This is a genomic window from Pseudomonas sp. Pseusp16, assembly GCF_047324915.1.
Classification (GTDB): Bacteria; Pseudomonadota; Gammaproteobacteria; order Pseudomonadales; family Pseudomonadaceae; genus Aquipseudomonas; species Aquipseudomonas fluorescens_CD.
On record NZ_CP168522.1, the window covers coordinates 4,080,605 to 4,098,045 of the forward strand.

Consider the following 17,441-nt stretch of genomic DNA (forward strand, 5'->3'; position numbering starts at 1 on the left):
GTGGACCGTGCAGGCAATGCCGTTGTAGGAGCGAGCTCGCTCGCGATGGACCTGAGGGCGACGCGGGCATCCAGAAAACACGCGTAATCGTTAACGTCCATCGCGAGCAAGCTCGCTCCTACAATGCGGTTGGCTTAGCGAATACCGGCGCCGGCCAGGGATTCCGACGACCACTGCGCCTTGGAGAGCGGCTCGATGTACTTGATGCCGCCATACGGACCGACTACGCCGTTGATGTTGTACGAACCACCCACCAGGTCGTAGATCATGAAAGGCGTGGAGTCCGGCACCTGCTTGTCGTAGCTCTGGCTCAGGAAGGCGAAGGAGCCGCGATAGAGCTGGCCACGGGCGTCATATTGATCCGAGGCCAGAGCGGTCCAGCTGTCTTCGTCGAGGTAGAAGCGGCGCTTGGCGTAGATGTGACGGGCACCGGCCTTGAGGTTGCCTTCGACGACCCAGACACGGTGTTTTTCCCAGCGCACGAAGTCCGGTGCCAGGTGGTTGGCGGTGGTCAGCGACTTTGGATCCTGGACGTAGGTCAGCTTGTAGGTGTTGTAGGGCACGATCATTTCCTGCTTGCCCACCAGCTTCCAGTCGTAGCGGTCCAGCGCACCGTTGAACACGAACACGTCATCGTAGGTGCCCGCACCGGCGGTGCCAGGGTTTGGCGTGTCGTACGCCAGGTTCGGCGCCAGTTTCACCCGACGCTGGCCCGGCAGGTATTGCCAGGCGCGACGTGGCTGCTGCAACGGGTTGGCGGCGTCCTTGAGCATCACCGCTTCGCCGGCCCGGCGCGCAGGGCCGGTGTACGCCAGCTTCATCTGGTAGTACACGTCGGCGCTGCTGATCGGCTGCGACAGGTTTTCATAGATCGGGTAAGAGATGTTCGCTTGCCCGGTGGTGGCCAGGCTCGGCACGCCGGCGGAGTCGACGTTCCAGGAATCGTACTTGGAGCTGATGCTGACGCCTTGGTAGCGCAACAGGAAGTTCCACATCGCTTCGTTGCCCGACTGCGGAATCGGGAACGGCACGCCCGGCAGGACGTTGTCGATGGCCAGGCCACCTTCCAGGGACTTGGCACCGATGGCGTTCTTCACGCCGTTGTCCAGAACGGCCTGGGGCAGCGAAACGGTACGGTGAGTCGGGTAAACATCGACATGGAAGGTCGGGAAGCGCTTGGCCAGTTCAGCGGTGGTTGCGCTGAGCAGGCCCTTGTACTGATCGACGTTCTTGCCGTCGATCACCAGCAACGGTTTCTCGCTGGCAAACGGATCCGGGCGCATGCTGTCACCGGATTTGAAACTGGCCGGCGGCGTAGTCAGGCCACCGTTGTAGGCAGGGATGGAACCATCGGCGTTCCCGGCTTTTTCAGCGCCCACCAGGGTCAGGCTGGTGCCCAGTTTGGCAGCTTCCTGGGTTGAAACAGCGGCCTGTGTCTGGGCGGCAAGGACCATGGCCAGCGAAGCGGCCAACACGGTTTGTGCGAATTTCATCTTGTTATTCTCCTGCTTGCATTGAGCAAATCAGTGGTGCATCAAAAGGTTGTTTTCATCGTCAGGTACACCGCGCCACGGTCCTCAGTCGTGGCACCACCTCCGGAGAAGGACGAGTAGCCTCCGGCGAAACAGGCGTAGTTTTCGTTGCCGCTAAAGGCGTTGGGAGTGGAGCCGTCACCGCCGTTCGGGCCGGTACTTACACCGCTGACGTTGCACTTTTCGGTTTTGCCGAAGGAGTCCACGTACTTCAGGTCGACAAAGTATTTGTTGTAAACAACGGCACCGACGCCCACGGCATAGTTGCCGGTGTCCTTGGCACCGCCACCGGAGACCGGCGACACGCCGGCGATACCGACGTTGACCGACATCGGCGCGTTGAGGTCGACACCGGGGAACACCTGGTACCAGGTCGGTGTGAAGTTGACCGCGATGCCCCAGTTGTCCCGGGTCGGCGCATCGATGCCGCGATAGGTGTCCTTGCCTTTGTAGAGCGCCTCGTTCTTGCTATCGAGCTTGAGCAGGTTGCTGTAGTACAGCTCGGCAAGCACAGTTGCCTGATCGAACACCGGGGTTTTCGGCAGGGTCACCAGGCCGTTGAGCGTCCAGTGCAAGGTGTCGCCGGTGGCGCTCATGCTGTCGCCGCGGCTCGGGGTGTCGTAGATCACGCCCGTGGCATCGGTACGCGCCGGCAACAGGCCGAGGCCCTTGCCCAGGCCCAGCGGGCTGGTGGTGCTGACGATCGCCGGAATACTGGCCAGCGGCATGTTGTGACGGATGTTCAGGTCCGAACCGACGCTGATCCCGCCCACGTCCTTGGACAGGCTCAGGCCAAAGATCTTGATGTTGTCGGCATAGGCCAGTTGATACGTCGCGGTGTCCAGCGAGTTGAGGGTGTTGACCACCGCAGGCACTTGCCCTGCCGGCCGGGTGCCGTTGGGGTTGGCCGAGGTAATGCCCCTGGCATCCAGCCAGGCTTGCGGCAGGATTTCCGAAGTCTCGCGGTAGTAGACGCCGAGGGTGCCATCCAGCCAGGCCGGCGACCACTTGGCCATGATGCCCCAGTCGCCGCTGCTGCCCGGTGTCAGGTCATGTCCGCGACGCACGTTGGTCAACGCGTTGCACGGCGCCAGGCCACAACCCAGCGGACTGCCAGGCACCTTGGCGTTGGTGTTGCCGAGCAGGAACGACTGCGCACCGTAGCCGATCAAATCGGAACCACCGTAGTAAGTACCGGCTTCGGGCAGACGCGCGGCGTCCCAATCGAGGAAGTACTGGGCACCCACGGTCAACTCCGGATTGACGGTGAACGTCATCGACAACTGGTTGCGCGGGACGAACAGTTCCTTGGCTTCGGTACCCGGCGACGCGGCAAGCTTGGCCAGGTCGAGGCCGGACTGGCCGTAGCTGACCGAGTGCACCGGGTTGAGAATGGTCTCGCCCCAGAACACGTTGTGCTGGCCGGCCTTGGCGCTGAACATCGACTCCTCGCCCACTTCGGTGCTGTAGAACACGAAGGCATCGAGGATTTCGCCCGAAGGACCGCTGTAGTAGCGCTGGGCATAGTTGCTCAGGTGCGGGCTGCCATTGCCGACGTTGTCATGGGTGACCGCGGCCAGGCGCGGATCGTTGGCGATCAGGCCCGACGTCGATCCATTGCCGTTGACGAACGGGTTGGAGTTGGAGCCGGTGTTGTCATAGGCCTTGTCGTACCAGCTGGCGGCGCTGACGCGAAAGCCCATGGCGTTCTTGTAGACCACATCCATTTCGGTCAACAGGTCGATACGGTTGGTGATGTTGGTACCGGCCTTGCGGAAGTTGTAGTCGCCGTCGTTGTTGTTCGGCGTTCCCAGCATGCGCTTGTCTGCACTTTCGGTGCGCACGCCGTAGTTGTACTTGACGGTGTTATCCAGGCGCGCGGTCCAGTCCGGATTGCCCAGATCGATCTCGACCCCATGGGCAGCAGGCGCGATGACGGCCAGAATGGCAGAAGCCAGCAAGGTATAGCGTGCTGCGGTGAAGCCGTGACTCTTATTGTTGTGCATTGCGTTGTCTCCGCCTTTTTGTATTTGTTTTAAGCGCAGCCGCCCCCGCGCAATCCGCTTTGGGATTGCGTTTAAGGTATGAGGGCAAATGCCGGTCGGCGTACTGCCAGTCCAGCTCCTTGTACTAGCGGTCCAGCTCCAGAATCAGTGCCTCGGCTTGCTGCCAATGGCCAAATCCTGCGGCCGGATTGAGATGGCCGACATCGCCCAGATTGAGCAATTCGGCGCCCCAGCCTTCTGCCATGCGGGTGACCGCTGGAAGGCTGGCGAGGTGATCGTTGGTGCTGCCGGCCACGATGCTGCGAAATGGCAGCGGGCCTTGGGGCAGAGGATTCCAGCCCTGGCTACGCAGGGTTTCGGAAGATGGATAGTTTGCCGGCCAGACCGCATCGAGGTCCGGTGGCGCGGCCAGCAAGGCGCCCTTGATCGGACGGCTGTAATGCGCCGCCCAGTGCGCGACCATCAGCACGCCGGCGCTGTGGGCGACCAGAATCACGGGGCCGTCGATTTGTTCGAGCTCGTGCTGAATCGCCCGCACACGGGCCATGCAATCGAGCTTGTCGGTCTCCAACGGCGGGACACTGCGCACCTTGCCCAGCCTGGCTGCAAGCAACGTTTGCCAATGTTCGGCCACATGCTCACGCAGACCCGGAACGATCAGAATGGTGGCGGCAGTTTGCAGTTTGTCCACGGTCAACACCTTCGCTTTCTCGATAACTCGACTGGCTGTTTTCGCCAGGGGCTTTTTGTAGTGTCGACATTAAAGAGCGACCACCCGAAGCGCTTTACATTGGACGTCAGGCACTTTTCTTTTGATGACAAATTGTCGGACAGCAGGACAGTGCGACCGCTGGTCGAAAAAACCCGCAGGTTGGCGCAAGGTCACTGTAATCAACGGATGAGGGACGATTGCATCAACCAACACAGAGTGTGCGTGACCGGCCAGCATGAAAACCATCAACGACATGACAACTGTTCAACTGTTGATACGCTGGATATAGTCGCCACGCTCACGCCAATCGCCATCGGCCCAGGGAAGACCTTCGCATGCCCAAGCTTGTCCGCGCCGCCGTCTTGACCAACTACCTGGAGGTCACCCAGTACCTGGGTTTCAACCCGCGGGATGTCATGGCAGGCGTGGGCCTGAGCAGAGCCCAATTGCAAGCGCCTGAAACCCGCATCCCCATCGATGCCGCGGTGCGCCTGCTGGAAGATTCCGCCGCCGCCAGCGGTTGCCAGACCTTCGGCCTGAGCATGGCCGAGTCGCGCCAGCTCTCGGACTTCGGCGTGGTCAGCCTGCTACTCAGCCACCAGCGCACCCTGCGCGATGCCTTGCAGGTCGTGGTCAATTACCGGCACCTGATGAACGATTCGCTGGCCATCTTCATTGAAGAGGCCGGCAAGATGGTGATCATTCGCGAAGAGGTGGTCACCGAAACGCCGATGCCCAGCCGTCAGGCCACGGAGCTGGCCATCGGCGTGATGTTCCGGCTGTGCTCGGCCCTGCTCGGCTCGCACTGGCACCCCTACAGCGTCAACTTCATGCACCAGCCGCCGGAGAACCTGCACCTGCATCGCCGGCTGTTCGGCTGCAACCTGGAGTTCGGCAGCGAGTTCAACGGCATCGTCTGCCCCGACATCAGCCTCGACACCACCAACCCCAACGCCGACCCGGCCATGGCCCGCTACGCCCAGAGCTACCTCGACTCGCTGCAGAACCACGAAGGTGCCTCGATGCTGTTCGAGGTGCGCAAGGCCATCTACCTGCTGCTGCCCATGGGGCGCGCCACCATCGAGCAGGTTGCCCAGAGCCAGGGCATGAACGTACGCACCCTGCAACGCCGCCTCAAGGACGATGGCTGCGCCTTCAACGACGTGATCAACGACGTGCGCCGTGACCTGGTGCTGCGTTACCTGGACAACCCGAACTACTCGCTCAGCCGCATTGCCGACATGCTCGGCTACTCGATGGCGAGCTCGTTTACCCGCTGGTTTATCAGTCAGTTCGGGATGCCGCCGGCGACTTGGCGGGCGCAAAGGCAATCGAGCGCAAAACCTGTCGCAGGTCCGAAAGAGCTCTGAGTCGACCGGGCAAAAAAAACGGCGACTGCTGGTACAGTCGCCGCGAAGAACCGGTGTTTGTGACACCGGTCGGGAGCCCCACGGCATGAGGAGTCAATACCGTGCGGCCCTGCCATAAAACCATGGGTGGTGACGCGCTCAGAGCCCCCAGCGCAGCAGCAAGAGCACCAGCACCACCAGGAACACCGTCTCCCCGACCATCAGCAGGATCGGCTTGATCCCGACCGCCGCCAGTTCCTTGAGCCGGGTCTTCATGCCCAGGGCGCTGATGGAAATCACCAGGCACCAGCGCGACAGTTCGTTGACCGATCCTTGCACCGCAGGCGCCACCCATCCGGTGCTGTTGATGCACGCAAGGATCAGAAAACCAACGGCGAACCACGGCAACAGCGGCGGGCGCTTGCCGGTCGTGTCGGCGCCTTGCATGCGGGTGATCATCGCCGCGGTGACGATCACCGGCAGCAGCATGGCAACGCGCATCAGCTTGACCACCGTGGCCGTGTCGCCGGTCTCGGTCGACATGCTGTAGCCGGCGCCAACCACCTGGGCCACGTCGTGGATCGTGGCGCCGAGGAACACCCCCGCCACCTGCGGCGACAACTGCAGCCAGTTGGCGATCATCGGGTAGACGATCATCGCCAGCGTGGACAGCGCCGAGACGCCAATCACCGTGAACAATGTGGCGCGTTCTTTCTGCGGATGGTTCGGCAGCGCCGCCGCCAGCGCCAGTGCCGCCGAGGCGCCGCAGATGGCCGTCGCGCCACCGGTCAGCATGCCGAACAGGCGCTGGAAACCAAGGGCCTTGGCCGCGACCACCGAGACACTGATGGTCACCACCACCAGGATCACCACCAGCGCTATCGGCTTCCAGCCCAGCGCCGCCATTTGCTCCAAAGTGATGCGCATGCCCAGCAGCGCCACGCCAATGCGCAGCACCGTGCGGGCGGTGAATTCGATACCGGCCTTGCAGGGGCCGTCATCGGCGAGAAAATTCAGGGCCATGCCCAGCAGCAAGGCGAACAGCATGACCGGTGCACCGTAGTGCTCGGACAAAAACGATGCGGCAGCGGCCACGATCAGGCTGACGATAAACCCCGGTGCCAGTTCGCGCGTGCGACTGTGGATACGGGTGAGAGCAATGGCGCTCATGGCGCGGCCTCCTCGGGAACGATGACGATGAACGCCTGGTCGTCGATGATCTCGACCGGGTAGTTCGTGACTTTTACGGCTTTGGAATTAAGCAGGTAGCCGCTGTGCAAATCGAAGCGCAGGCCATGGGCACAACACTGGATCACCCGCCCCTCAAGACGCCCGCCACACAGCGAGGCGCCCTGGTGCGGGCAACTGTCGTCGATGGCAAACAACTGCCCGTCGACGTTGAACAACGCCAGGCTTTTGTCTTCGAACTCGAACAGCGCCCGGCCACCGGCCTGCGGGTGTTTGCCGGCCGGTACCGGAATACGCCGGGTCATGCCGGTTGCCGCTCGAGATCACTGGCCTTGAGGGCTTCGTTCATGGCCCCGAGCAGCGCCTGGGCAGGCTGGGCACCGATCACCGTCATGCGGCGGTCGAACTGGAAGCTCGGCACGCCACTGGTCGCATCGGGGGATCCTTCAAATGGCGTGGCGTCGCCCTTCAGGCAATCGAGCACCGCGTCCGCATCGACGCCACAGGAGCGGGCAATGTCGAGCAAGGTCTCACGGCAACCGAGGTTTTCGCGTCTCAGGAAATACGCGGCGAACAATCGTTCGAGCAACATCTCACGCTGGCTGGCATTGCCCGTCATGCTGACTCGTTCGAACAGACGGTGAGCGTCTGCGGTGTTGGGCATCGTCTCGATGCGGCTGAGGTCGATGGTCAGTCCGACCGCCCCGGCAGCCTGCTGTACCTGGGCCTGGCGCATGGTCACGGCGTCAGCGTTGCCCAGGCGCTTGCGATAGAAATCGGCGAAGGGCTCACCTTGAACCGGCAACTGAGGCAACAACTGCACGCCATGCCACACCGTGGTGATCTGCACATCCGGGTGGCGACTACGAAACTGTACCTGCGCATGCTCCAGTTGGCGTTTGCCGATCAGGCACCAGGGGCAGATAAAATCGAAAAACACATCAATACGTAAACGACGACTCACAACTTCACCTCTAACCCGGCTTCACTGACGGGTTCAGGCACGCGCTGACCCTGAAGGCGGGCAATATCTCTGTGGTAATGACACTTGGCATAAAAGAACACCGCTGCCGCCGCGAGGCTGACCAGTGGCACCAGTTGAAACGCGGCATGCAGACCGATCAGGTCGGACACCCGGCCGGTGATGAACGGCCCCGGTGCCAGCCCCAGCATGTTGTTGGCCAGGGTCAGCGTGGCGAACGCCGTACCGTGCACCGAGTAATGGGTCAGGTTGGCAACCATCGCGCCGCACGGGCCGGTGGTACCGGTGGCAATCAGCATGCCCAGGCAGATCAGCAGCAGTTGCAACGGCCCTGCCTGCAAGGCAAACGCCGCCGACAACAGCAGGCAACTGCCCAGGCAAAATCCGATGGCCAGGCTGACCTTGCGCTCCGGCGAGTGACGACACAGGCGATCGCTGAGCATGCCGCACAGAATCATTCCCGTACCGCTGCACAAAACGATGATCGCCGCCATGCCGCCGGCCTTGTCGGTGGGCATGTCGTAGTAGCGGTTGAGGTAGCTGGGAATCCACACCATCACCGTACCGCCAACGAACAACTGCAAACCGCTGGCGACATAGGTCGCCACTACCGAACGGCTTGACCACAGCGTGCGCAACGGCCGCTTGACCACAACCGCTGCCTTGTTCGCCACTTGAGCGGCACGCTGCGGAGCGATGCGTGCTTCCTTGACGATCAGCGGATAGAGCAGCGCCAGTACCAGGCCAAACAGCGACATGCCGGCGAACGACCAGCGCCAGCCCAGCTTGGCCGCAATGGCACCGCCCAGGGCCATGCCCAATACCGAGCCGAACATCCCGCCGGCCATGAAGGCACTGGCCAGGGTGGCGCGCATGTGTTTGGGGAACACCGAAATCACCACGGCGATGCCCACGCTGCCGTAGGCCGCTTCACCGACGCCGACCATGAATCGCGCGATGAACATCTGCTGGTAGTCCTGCGCCAGCGCGCAGCCCAGAGTCGCCAGACTCCAGAGCATTGCCATCAGCGCCAGGCTCTTGACCCGGCCGAAGCGGTCAGCCATCAACGACAGGGGGAATGTCAGCAGGCCCACCATCAGCGCAACGATGCCGCTGAGCAGTCCGAGCTGACCGTCGCTCAGTGCCCACTCGCCCTTGAGCAACGGGAATACCGCGTTCAGTACCTGACGCGACATGTAATCGGAAATCAACAGGCCGAACGTCAGTGCAAAGACGATCCAGGCATATTGGCGCGCAACGCCGACACTATCTGTGTCGTCATCGCCGGCGGCGATTGGGTGAAAGGCCATGCAGCCTCCTCAAAGCTTCGTTTTATTTTTTTTATCAAGCGTGTTGCAGTCCGGTGCGCGGGAGGTCACGGCCTCTCGCGCACCTGATCGGTCAGCCGCGTTGCGGCACGCCTTTCTGCCCGGCCTTGCGGTTGGGGGCCATGCCGTTGGCCAGCAGCGTTTCCTCGATGGTTTCGTACTGCACGCCAATGCGGTAGATCTCGCGAGCTTCCTTGCCGGTAGCGATTTCACGCCCCAGTTCGTGGGCAATGCGCACGGTTTGCTGGATCTGCGCAACCGAGCCGAAGCGATCGCCCTTGTGATCAATGATAGTGTCTTCGTTGCCCACACGCGGGTGCATGCCCATGGCCATCGACATGGTGTTGAACGGCATCACGTTCTTGAGCAGCGATTCGGAGGTCAGGGTGCAACCGTCCGGCGCCCGGTGGATGAAGTTGAAGAAGTTGAACGGGTTCGGGCCGTCGAAACCGCCACCGATGCCGATCCAGGTCAGGTTCAGCGGACCCTTGTAGATGCCCCTGCGCACCAGGCGCTCGAGGGTTTCCATGGCATGCATGCCGGTCAACTGGAAGTGCGGCTGGATGCCGTTGTCCATCAGGCGCTTGAGGTGCTCGGCGACCCAGGCCGGGCCGGCTGGCACGGTCATTTCGCTGTAGGCGGCATGGATCAACGGGTTGTCCAGGGAAGTGCCTTTCAGGTACTCCGGATACAGCAGCTCCATGATGTTCATCTGGGTGGTGTTGATCGCCACGGTGACCTGATCCGGTTTTGGCGTCAGCTCGGCCAGCATGTGGCGGGTATCGTCGGACAGCCACTTGGCGGCTTCACCATCGCTTTCCGGGGCGAAGGAGATCGAACCGCCGACCTGGATGATCATGTCCGGCACCGCTTCACGCACACCGGCGATCAGCTCGTTGAACTTCGACAGACGCTTGGAACCCTTGCCATCCAGTTCACGTACATGCAGGTGCAGTACGGTGGCGCCGGCTTCATAGCAATCGACCGCTTTCTGGACTTGCTCGTCCATGGTCAGCGGGATGTCTTCCGGGAAATCTTCAGGCATCCATTCCGGGCCGTACGGGGCCACGGTGATGACTACCTTTTCCATGTTTTCCGGGTGCAGGGAATCGTCGAAGAATTGCATGGTCTACTCCAGTTCTTATGATTGTCCCGTCCACCCGGGATCGTGCCGGGCAGACGTGTTAACGAGTGCTAATGCAGGTGGCGTTCGATCAGAACGTCTTGTCGCCGATGATCCCGGCACGCTCCATCTTGCGATGGCACGGCGGGTAGTCCATGACGGCGTAGTGCTGGGTACTGCGGTTGTCCCAGATGGCGATGCTGTTGGGCTTCCAGCGCCAGCGCACCTGATACTCGGGGATGTACGCCTGGCTGATCAGGTAGCGCAACAATTCGCTGGCGCCGGGGTTGGCGTCCTGGCCGAAGCGCACCCGCTCGGGGGTGTGGTAGTTACTGAAATGGGTGGTGAAGGCGTTGACGAACAGCACCTTTTCGCCGGTTTCCGGATGGGTGCGCACCACCGGGTGTTCGGCGTCCGGGTACATCGCCTTGAGCGCCAGGCGCTTTTCGATCGGCATCGCCGCACCGAAACTCGCTTCGATACTGTGGCGGGCGCGCAGGTCGGCGATCTTGACCTTTACGTCTTCCGGCAAGTTTGCATAGGCCTGGACCATGTTGGCCCACATGGTGTCGCCGCCGACCGGCGGGCATTCCACGCAGCGCAACACGCAACCCATTGGCGGCGCCTCGCGCCAGGTGGCGTCGGTGTGCCAGGCGTTTTCATAGCGGTCCATCGGCTGGTCCGGATTCTTGTAGATCCGCACCAGCCCCGGATGATCCGGATCGCTGCCGGCCACCGGATGATCCTCCAGCTCGCCAAAGCGACGGGCGAAGGCCACGTGTTCGGCACGGGTGATGTCCTGATCACGCAGGAACACCACGCGGTGCTTGAGCAACTGGGCACGAATCTCGGCAAACAGACCGTCGTCATGGACGGCGTCGGCCAGATTGACGCCGATCAGTTCGGCGCCAATGCTGCAGGTCAATTGTTCGACTTTCATGGCTGGCCGCTCCTTAAATGACGAAAATCGACGAGCCAGTGGTCTTGCGTGATTCAAGGTCGCGATGGGCCTGCACGGCGTCCTGCAACGCGTAGTGCTGGTTGATCTCGATCTTGATCCGGCCGCTGCCGACGTGGTCGAACAGCTCGCCAGCCAGCGCGGCTTTTTCGGCCGGGTCGCTGATGTAGTTGGCCAGGGCCGGACGGGTCAGGTACAGCGAACCTTTCATCGCCAGCATCACCGGGTCGAACGCCGGGATCGGCCCGGATGCGGTACCCACGCAGACCATCAGGCCACGGGGTTTCAACGAATCCAGCGAACCCATGAAGGTGTTCTTGCCAACGCTGTCGAACACCACGTTGACGCCCACACCGTCGGTCAATTCGCGAACACGGGCGGCGACGTCTTCATGACTGTAATTGATCGTATGGTCGCAACCGTGAGCCCGGGCGATTTCGGCCTTTTGCTCGGTCGACACCGTGCCGATCACGTTCAAGCCCAGCAACTTGGCCCACTGCGAAACGATCAGGCCGACACCGCCAGCGGCGGCATGCAACAGGATGCTGTCGCCAGCCTTGAAGTCGTAGATGCGGCGCATCAGGTACGAGGAGGTCAAACCGCGCATGGTCATCGCGGCAGCCGTCTCGAAGCTGATGGTTTCCGGCAGCTTGATCAGCGGCGCGGCCGGGATCAGGCGCTCGGTGCTGTAGGCGCCGAGGGTGTTGAGAAAACCGGTGTAGGTGACGCGATCACCGACCTCGACGTTGGTGACCCCTTCACCAACGGCCTGGACTACGCCAGAGGCCTCGACGCCCATGCCGTTTGGCATAGGAATCGGATAGGTACCGTTACGGAAATAGGTGTCGGCATAGTTCAAACCGACGGCCACATGACGAAGCCGAACCTGGCCGGGACCGGGCTCGCCGACTTCGACGTCCTCATAACGTAGAACTTCGGGACCACCGGTTTCGTAAAAGCGTACGGCTTTGGCCATTTTTCTTATTCTCCAATCTGCAATATGGGCGTGTTGCATCGAATTGCGCTGATTGGACTGTAGGACGAGGCCCTTTGAGACGCTTCTCATCAGACGACAATGGCTTTTCATTTGATGACAGGCGGGGCAGCTCCCTCCTTGCTATCCGGGGTCGTGTCATTTTTTGTTTGCTGTGGCGGCCGGTGCTGGAGGGTTGTCTGGTCGCCACCTGCGCTATCATCGCCCGCCTCGATGCCCCAAGAGCCTTGACCCCGGATGTCCGAAACACTGCCACTGCCCGATGATCACCAAGCCCTGCCGCCGGTCCTGGCCGGCCCGCTGCTGCGGCGTCTTGAGCCCACGCGGCTGGTGCTGTGGCTGGTGGGTTCCCGGGCGCTGGCGCTGACCTTGCGCTTGCAGGGTGTGGGCGATATCCGTCTCGATGCCACGCAATGCACGGTGATTGCAGTGGGGGCTCATGCCTATGTGCATTTGATCGATGTGCACCTCGATTGCGCCCTGCCCTGCGATGAGTCGATCGACTATGACCTGCTGATCGACGGCACGGAAAAAGGCATCGCCGACTGGGCGCCATACCTGTTGTACGGTGAGGCCGGTTGCCCCAACTTCGTCCTGCGTTCACGGGTTGATCAACTGCTGCACGGTTCCTGCCGCAAGCCTCATCACCCGGCGACCGACGGTTTGCTGTGCGTCGACGCCCTGCTCGCGCAGGAACACCAAGCCACGGATCGCCCGGCGTTGCTAATGATGAGCGGCGATCAGGTCTACGCCGACGATGTCGCGGGGCCGATGTTGCGGGCGATTCACGCCTTGATCGAGCGGTTGGGGTTGTTCGGCGAACATCTGGAAGGTGCCGTGGTCAGCGACAGCGCCGAGTTGTATGGCCACGCTGCCAGTTACTACCACCGCGCCGATTTGCTTCCTGCGCTGAAAAGCAACGAAACCCTGCGCGATCGCTTCTTCGGCGGGGTGCGCAAGCCGATTTTCACCAGCAGCAGCGCCGACAATCACTTGGTGACCTTCGCCGAAGTCATGGCCATGTATTTGCTGGTCTGGTCGCCCACGCCCTGGACCCTGATCACGCCACAGGCACCGACGCTGACGCCGGAACGACTCAAGCGCTACGCCCTTGAACAGACGCGCATCGATGCCTTCAAGGCAGGCCTGGGCAACGTCGCGCGGGCACTGGCGCATCTGCCGACGCTGATGATTTTCGACGACCACGACATCACCGACGACTGGAACCTTTCCGCGCAATGGGAGGAAACGGCCTACGGCCACCCGTTCTCCCGACGCATCATCGGCAATGCACTGCTGGCATACATGTTGTGCCAGGGCTGGGGCAACAATCCGGATGCGTTCGGTGCCGTACTGGAAAAGGCCGGGGCCTTGAGCACCGGCGCACACGAGCGTCACCTCGACAGCACGGTCCAGGATGATCTGATCGATGATCTGCTGAAGTTTCAGCACTGGCATTACCTGCTGCCGACCACACCGGCCATCGTGGTGATCGACACCCGCACCCGGCGCTGGCGCAGCGAGATGAACCTCAAGCAGCCTTCCGGTTTGCTCGACTGGGAAGCCCTCAGCGAACTGCAACAGGAACTGCTGGACCACCCGAGCGCCATCATCGTTTCGCCGGCACCGATCTTCGGCGTCAAACTGATCGAAACCGTACAGCGGGTATTCAGCTGGTGCGGTTATCCACTGCTGGTGGACGCGGAAAACTGGATGGCCCATCGCGGCGCGGCACAGGTGATCCTGAACATTTTCCGCCACTCGCGCACGCCGGGTAACTACGTAGTGCTGTCGGGCGACGTGCACTACTCCTTCGTCTACGAAGTGCTGATCCGCCACCGCAAAGCCGGGCCGCGCATCTGGCAGATCACCAGCAGCGGCATCAAGAATGAATTCCCCGCCACCCTGCTCGAGTGGTTCGACCGCCTCAACCGCTGGCTGTACTCACCACGCTCACCGCTGAACTGGCTGACCAAACGTCGACGCATGCGCATCGTCCCGCACGTCCCGGAACACGCCGAAGCCGGCGAGCGGCTATGGAACTCGGCGGGAATCGGCCAGGTGTTTTTCAACGACCTGGGGCAGCCGCAGACGATCTACCAACACAACTCGAACGGCTCACCGAAAACCCGGATGCTTGCGCCGCAAGTCGACGACTGAGGCAGAGAAGACGCCACGAAAAACTGTAGGAGCGAGCTTGCTCGCGAAAAACGCCAGGACACCGCGGGAATTCAGGCAGCACGCGTTATCGTTGACGTCCATCGCGAGCGAGCTCGCTCCTACAATGGGCCTGCATACGCCCACTGCTTCTCACCACTCAACAGGCCGAGCGTTAGCTCGCCTGCCGCTCTTGATCTTGATCCACCCGCCCCCTCGGTCGGCTGAGCGGAGGTGTTCATCCGGGGAATGGCGCGCAGCGCCGTTCGACGCAGTCGAACCCATTGCATGCAGGTCGCGCGCAGCCGACCGGAGGGCAATGCCCCCGGATGAATGCCGGAGCGAAGGAACCCCGAGCCCATGCGAGGGGCCGGACGTTCGGGGCGAGCGTTTTTTTTGCTTACTTTTTTTGAGGCGCTTGTCAAAAAAAGTGAGTCGCCGTAAGGGCGAAACCAAAAGTCGCCACTACCCAAAAAACGGATATGTACACCGTCAACAAAAGACAGGCTGACTGTCAGGCCGCCTTCGCGAGCAAGCCCGCTCCCACAATTGGATCAGGTGCCGCGGTAATATCAAGTCAGCTTGCAGAAAGTCGCCCCCACATTTGAACGGTGTCGCCCATGGACCTCACCCGAACCCTGATCATCGGCAACTCCGGCTCCGGCAAGAGCTGGCTGGCACAGCGGCTGGCCGAGCAACTACACACCCCCTGGACCGACCTCGACCAGATTCACTGGTTGTCCGACGAACACAGCATCGCCCGCCCCCGAAATGAAGCACTGGGAATGGCGCGCAGGGCAGCAAGTGAAGAACGCTGGGTGATCGAAGGAGTTTACGGCTGGATCCTCAGCGAAATAATCCACCGGGCCACGGCACTGATCTGGCTGAGTATCGGGGACGAAGAATGCGTGGCCAACATTCGACAACGCGAGACCGGACGCGATGAACAGGACCTGTTGCTGATCGCCTTGCTGGAGTGGGCGGGCAGTTATCGCCAACGGCAGGAGTCCAGTGGGTTTGCGGCGCATCAGCAACTGTTCGAGGGGTTTTGCAGTGCGAAAATCCGGTTGGAAGGTCGGGAGGAAATCACGGCACTGGTTCGTCACTCGTAAGCATTCGGAGCTGTGGTCGGACACAAGCCTGTTGGATGGCATGTAGCTCAGAATGGGATTACACCTGTCTCGGAAACGTCCTGAAGAACATTCGGTGATACTTGATACAAATGTGGATGCACTTTCTACGTAACAGCCACTCGTAGGTATCGCCTTGCTAACATGTACTCATTTCTGTACGTTCTCTGCATCAAGCGAGGACAAACACATGGAAACCATCAACTACACCAACGCTCGGGCACATCTGGCGCAAACCATGGACCGGGTGAATGAAGATCGCGCCCCGCTACTGGTAACTCGTCAGAAAGGCGAACCGGTAGTGATGATGTCATTGGCCGAATACAACGCTCTCGAAGAAACCGCCTATCTGCTCCGTTCCCCAGCCAACGCTGAGCGCTTGATCAAATCAATCGGCAACCTGCGAGCCGGCAAAACCAAAGCCAGGCAACTGATTGAAGAATGAATATCGAGTTCACTCCTGAAGCCTGGGACGATTATCTCTGGTTCCAGCAAAACGATAAGGCAGGGCTCAAACGTATCAACCTGTTGATCAAAGCTATCCAACGCGAGCCTTTCGACGGTCTTGGTAAACCCGAACCGCTCAAGCATAACTTGAGCGGGTTCTGGTCACGCCGGATTACGGCTGAGCATCGTCTGGTCTACGCCATTGAAGACGGAGAAATATGCGTCGTGATGTGCAGATACCATTACTGAGCAGGACCTAAGCCCGCTGTCACTACCCGACCCACCCCCCTGACAATCATCTCCACCTCCCGCTCATCAAGGGTCAGCGGCGGCAGCAGGCGAATGGTTTTCCCCCGAGTGACGTTGATCAGCAAGCCATGATCCCGAGCGGCGATCAGGCTCAGGTCGCGGATCGGTTGTTTTAGCTCGATGCCGATCATTAGCCCCTGGCCACGGATCGCCAAGACGTTCGGGTTGCCCGCCAACTCTGTGCGCAATCTATCGAGCAGGCGCTCGCCCTGACGCCGGGCGTTTTCCAGCAGCCCTTGCTCTTCAACGATCTCCAGCACGGTGCAGCCGACCCGGCAAGCCAGCGGATTGCCACCGAAGGTGCTGCCGTGGCTGCCTGGCGTAAACAGTTCGGCCGCCTTGCCGCGGGCCAGGCAAGCGCCGATGGGCACGCCGTTGCCCAGGCCTTTGGCCAGGGTCATGACGTCCGGGACGATGCCTTCGTGCTGGAACGCGAACCACTGGCCGGTACGGCCGATGCCGGTCTGGATTTCATCGAGCATCAATAGCCACGAGCGCCGGTTGCACAGTTCGCGCACGGCCTTGAGATAGCCCGGTGGCGCCAGTTGCACGCCGCTTTCGCCCTGGATCGGCTCCATCAGGATCGCCACGATCCGCGCACCATAGGCCTGTTGCACCTTGTCCAGCGCGTCGAGATCGCCGAACGGCACTTTGACGAAATCCCCCGGCAGCTTGTTGAACCCCAGGCGCACCGCCGGGCCATCGCTGGCAGACAACGTGCCGAGGGTGCGGCCATGGAACGCGTTCTCCATGACCACCACCAGCGGTTGCTCGATACCTTTTTTCCAGCCATGCAGCCGGGCGATTTTCAGTGCGGTTTCGTTGGCTTCGGCCCCGGAGTTGTTGAAAAACACCCGGTCCATGCCCGCCAGCCGCGTCAGTTTCTGCGCCAGCCGTTGTTGCCAGTCGATGCTGTAGAGGTTCGACGTATGCAGCAACAACCCGGCCTGCTCAGTAATCGCGGCAACGATTTTCGGGTGGGAGTGGCCGACGTTGGTCACCGCCACGCCGGCGACCGCATCCAGATATTCGCGCCCGACCTGATCCCACAGGCGAGTGCCCAGGCCCTTGTTGAAACTCAAGGCCAAGGGTTGGTAAGTGTTCATCAGGCAGGCGGCGGTCATGACATCAAGCTCCAGCAAGGGTCGGTGTTTTTGCAGTATGGTTAGCCACCAGAGCTGGATAAACACCGTAAAACTTCAATCATTTAAAAGCAGAGCTTGATA

16 protein-coding genes are annotated in these 17,441 nt (G+C 61.3%); 5 read left to right on the plus strand and 11 right to left on the minus strand.

Going from position 1 to position 17,441, the window contains the following annotated elements:
• Positions 1–134: 134 nt before the first annotated feature.
• The 3 genes from ACEN8Q_RS18580 to ACEN8Q_RS18590 form a co-directional block, all read right to left on the minus strand.
• Positions 135–1,493 carry a DUF1329 domain-containing protein gene (locus tag ACEN8Q_RS18580; RefSeq protein WP_413420913.1) on the minus strand — a complete coding sequence of 453 codons (1,359 nt, stop codon included), beginning with the start codon at positions 1,491–1,493 and terminating at the stop codon, positions 135–137.
• Between the two features lie 41 nt (positions 1,494–1,534).
• Entirely contained in the window at positions 1,535–3,538 is a 2,004-nt protein-coding gene (locus ACEN8Q_RS18585; RefSeq protein WP_413420914.1) for a DUF1302 domain-containing protein, read from the minus strand.
• Between the two features lie 124 nt (positions 3,539–3,662).
• A complete protein-coding gene (locus ACEN8Q_RS18590; protein WP_413703532.1) occupies positions 3,663–4,229 on the minus strand; it encodes an RBBP9/YdeN family alpha/beta hydrolase in 567 nt (188 codons plus the stop codon).
• A 356-nt stretch (positions 4,230–4,585) separates the two neighbouring features.
• Between ACEN8Q_RS18590 and ACEN8Q_RS18595 the strand changes: the two genes are divergently transcribed.
• Positions 4,586–5,620: an AraC family transcriptional regulator gene (locus ACEN8Q_RS18595; RefSeq protein ID WP_413420918.1), complete on the plus strand. Its 1,035-nt coding sequence runs from the start codon at positions 4,586–4,588 to the stop codon at positions 5,618–5,620.
• Positions 5,621–5,758: 138 nt separating this feature from the next.
• Here the strand turns inward: ACEN8Q_RS18595 and ACEN8Q_RS18600 are convergent, their stop codons facing one another.
• The 7 genes from ACEN8Q_RS18600 to ACEN8Q_RS18630 all read right to left on the minus strand — a co-directional run bounded on the left by ACEN8Q_RS18600 (position 5,759) and on the right by ACEN8Q_RS18630 (position 12,154).
• Positions 5,759–6,769, minus strand: coding sequence for a YeiH family protein (locus tag ACEN8Q_RS18600; protein ID WP_008020215.1), 1,011 nt, complete (start codon positions 6,767–6,769; stop codon positions 5,759–5,761).
• Positions 6,766–7,092, minus strand: coding sequence for a Rieske (2Fe-2S) protein (locus ACEN8Q_RS18605; RefSeq protein ID WP_413420921.1), 327 nt, complete (start codon positions 7,090–7,092; stop codon positions 6,766–6,768). Before ACEN8Q_RS18605 ends, ACEN8Q_RS18600 begins: the two co-directional genes overlap by 4 nt.
• Complete coding sequence (locus tag ACEN8Q_RS18610; protein WP_413703533.1) at positions 7,089–7,751, minus strand: DsbA family oxidoreductase; 663 nt, start codon at positions 7,749–7,751, stop codon at positions 7,089–7,091. Before ACEN8Q_RS18610 ends, ACEN8Q_RS18605 begins: the two co-directional genes overlap by 4 nt.
• Positions 7,748–9,079: an MFS transporter gene (locus tag ACEN8Q_RS18615; RefSeq protein ID WP_413703534.1), complete on the minus strand. Its 1,332-nt coding sequence runs from the start codon at positions 9,077–9,079 to the stop codon at positions 7,748–7,750. The genes ACEN8Q_RS18610 and ACEN8Q_RS18615 overlap by 4 nt, the downstream gene beginning before the upstream one ends.
• Before the next feature lie 91 nt (positions 9,080–9,170).
• Entirely contained in the window at positions 9,171–10,223 is a 1,053-nt protein-coding gene (locus ACEN8Q_RS18620; protein WP_413420927.1) for a 3-keto-5-aminohexanoate cleavage protein, read from the minus strand.
• A gap of 88 nt (positions 10,224–10,311) precedes the next feature.
• Positions 10,312–11,160, minus strand: coding sequence for a TauD/TfdA dioxygenase family protein (locus ACEN8Q_RS18625; RefSeq protein ID WP_008001204.1), 849 nt, complete (start codon positions 11,158–11,160; stop codon positions 10,312–10,314).
• A gap of 13 nt (positions 11,161–11,173) precedes the next feature.
• Positions 11,174–12,154, minus strand: a complete 981-nt coding sequence (locus ACEN8Q_RS18630) for a quinone oxidoreductase family protein (RefSeq protein WP_413420929.1) — start codon at positions 12,152–12,154, stop codon at positions 11,174–11,176.
• Positions 12,155–12,409: 255 nt separating this feature from the next.
• Between ACEN8Q_RS18630 and ACEN8Q_RS18635 the strand changes: the two genes are divergently transcribed.
• From ACEN8Q_RS18635 to ACEN8Q_RS18650, 4 genes are all read left to right on the plus strand, one after another.
• On the plus strand, positions 12,410–14,332 hold the full coding sequence (locus ACEN8Q_RS18635; protein WP_413420931.1) for an alkaline phosphatase D family protein: 1,923 nt from the start codon (positions 12,410–12,412) through the stop codon (positions 14,330–14,332).
• A gap of 617 nt (positions 14,333–14,949) precedes the next feature.
• Positions 14,950–15,441 carry an adenylate kinase gene (locus ACEN8Q_RS18640; protein ID WP_413703535.1) on the plus strand — a complete coding sequence of 164 codons (492 nt, stop codon included), beginning with the start codon at positions 14,950–14,952 and terminating at the stop codon, positions 15,439–15,441.
• Between the two features lie 208 nt (positions 15,442–15,649).
• Positions 15,650–15,904 (plus strand): type II toxin-antitoxin system prevent-host-death family antitoxin, encoded by a 255-nt coding sequence (locus ACEN8Q_RS18645; RefSeq protein WP_057716335.1) that lies wholly within the window; start codon positions 15,650–15,652, stop codon positions 15,902–15,904.
• Positions 15,901–16,155: a Txe/YoeB family addiction module toxin gene (locus ACEN8Q_RS18650; protein ID WP_413420935.1), complete on the plus strand. Its 255-nt coding sequence runs from the start codon at positions 15,901–15,903 to the stop codon at positions 16,153–16,155. The genes ACEN8Q_RS18645 and ACEN8Q_RS18650 overlap by 4 nt, the downstream gene beginning before the upstream one ends.
• Here the strand turns inward: ACEN8Q_RS18650 and ACEN8Q_RS18655 are convergent.
• Complete coding sequence (locus ACEN8Q_RS18655; protein WP_413420937.1) at positions 16,149–17,339, minus strand: aspartate aminotransferase family protein; 1,191 nt, start codon at positions 17,337–17,339, stop codon at positions 16,149–16,151. The two genes, ACEN8Q_RS18650 and ACEN8Q_RS18655, sit on opposite strands and share 7 nt — an antisense overlap.
• Between the last annotated feature and the right edge of the window lie 102 nt (positions 17,340–17,441).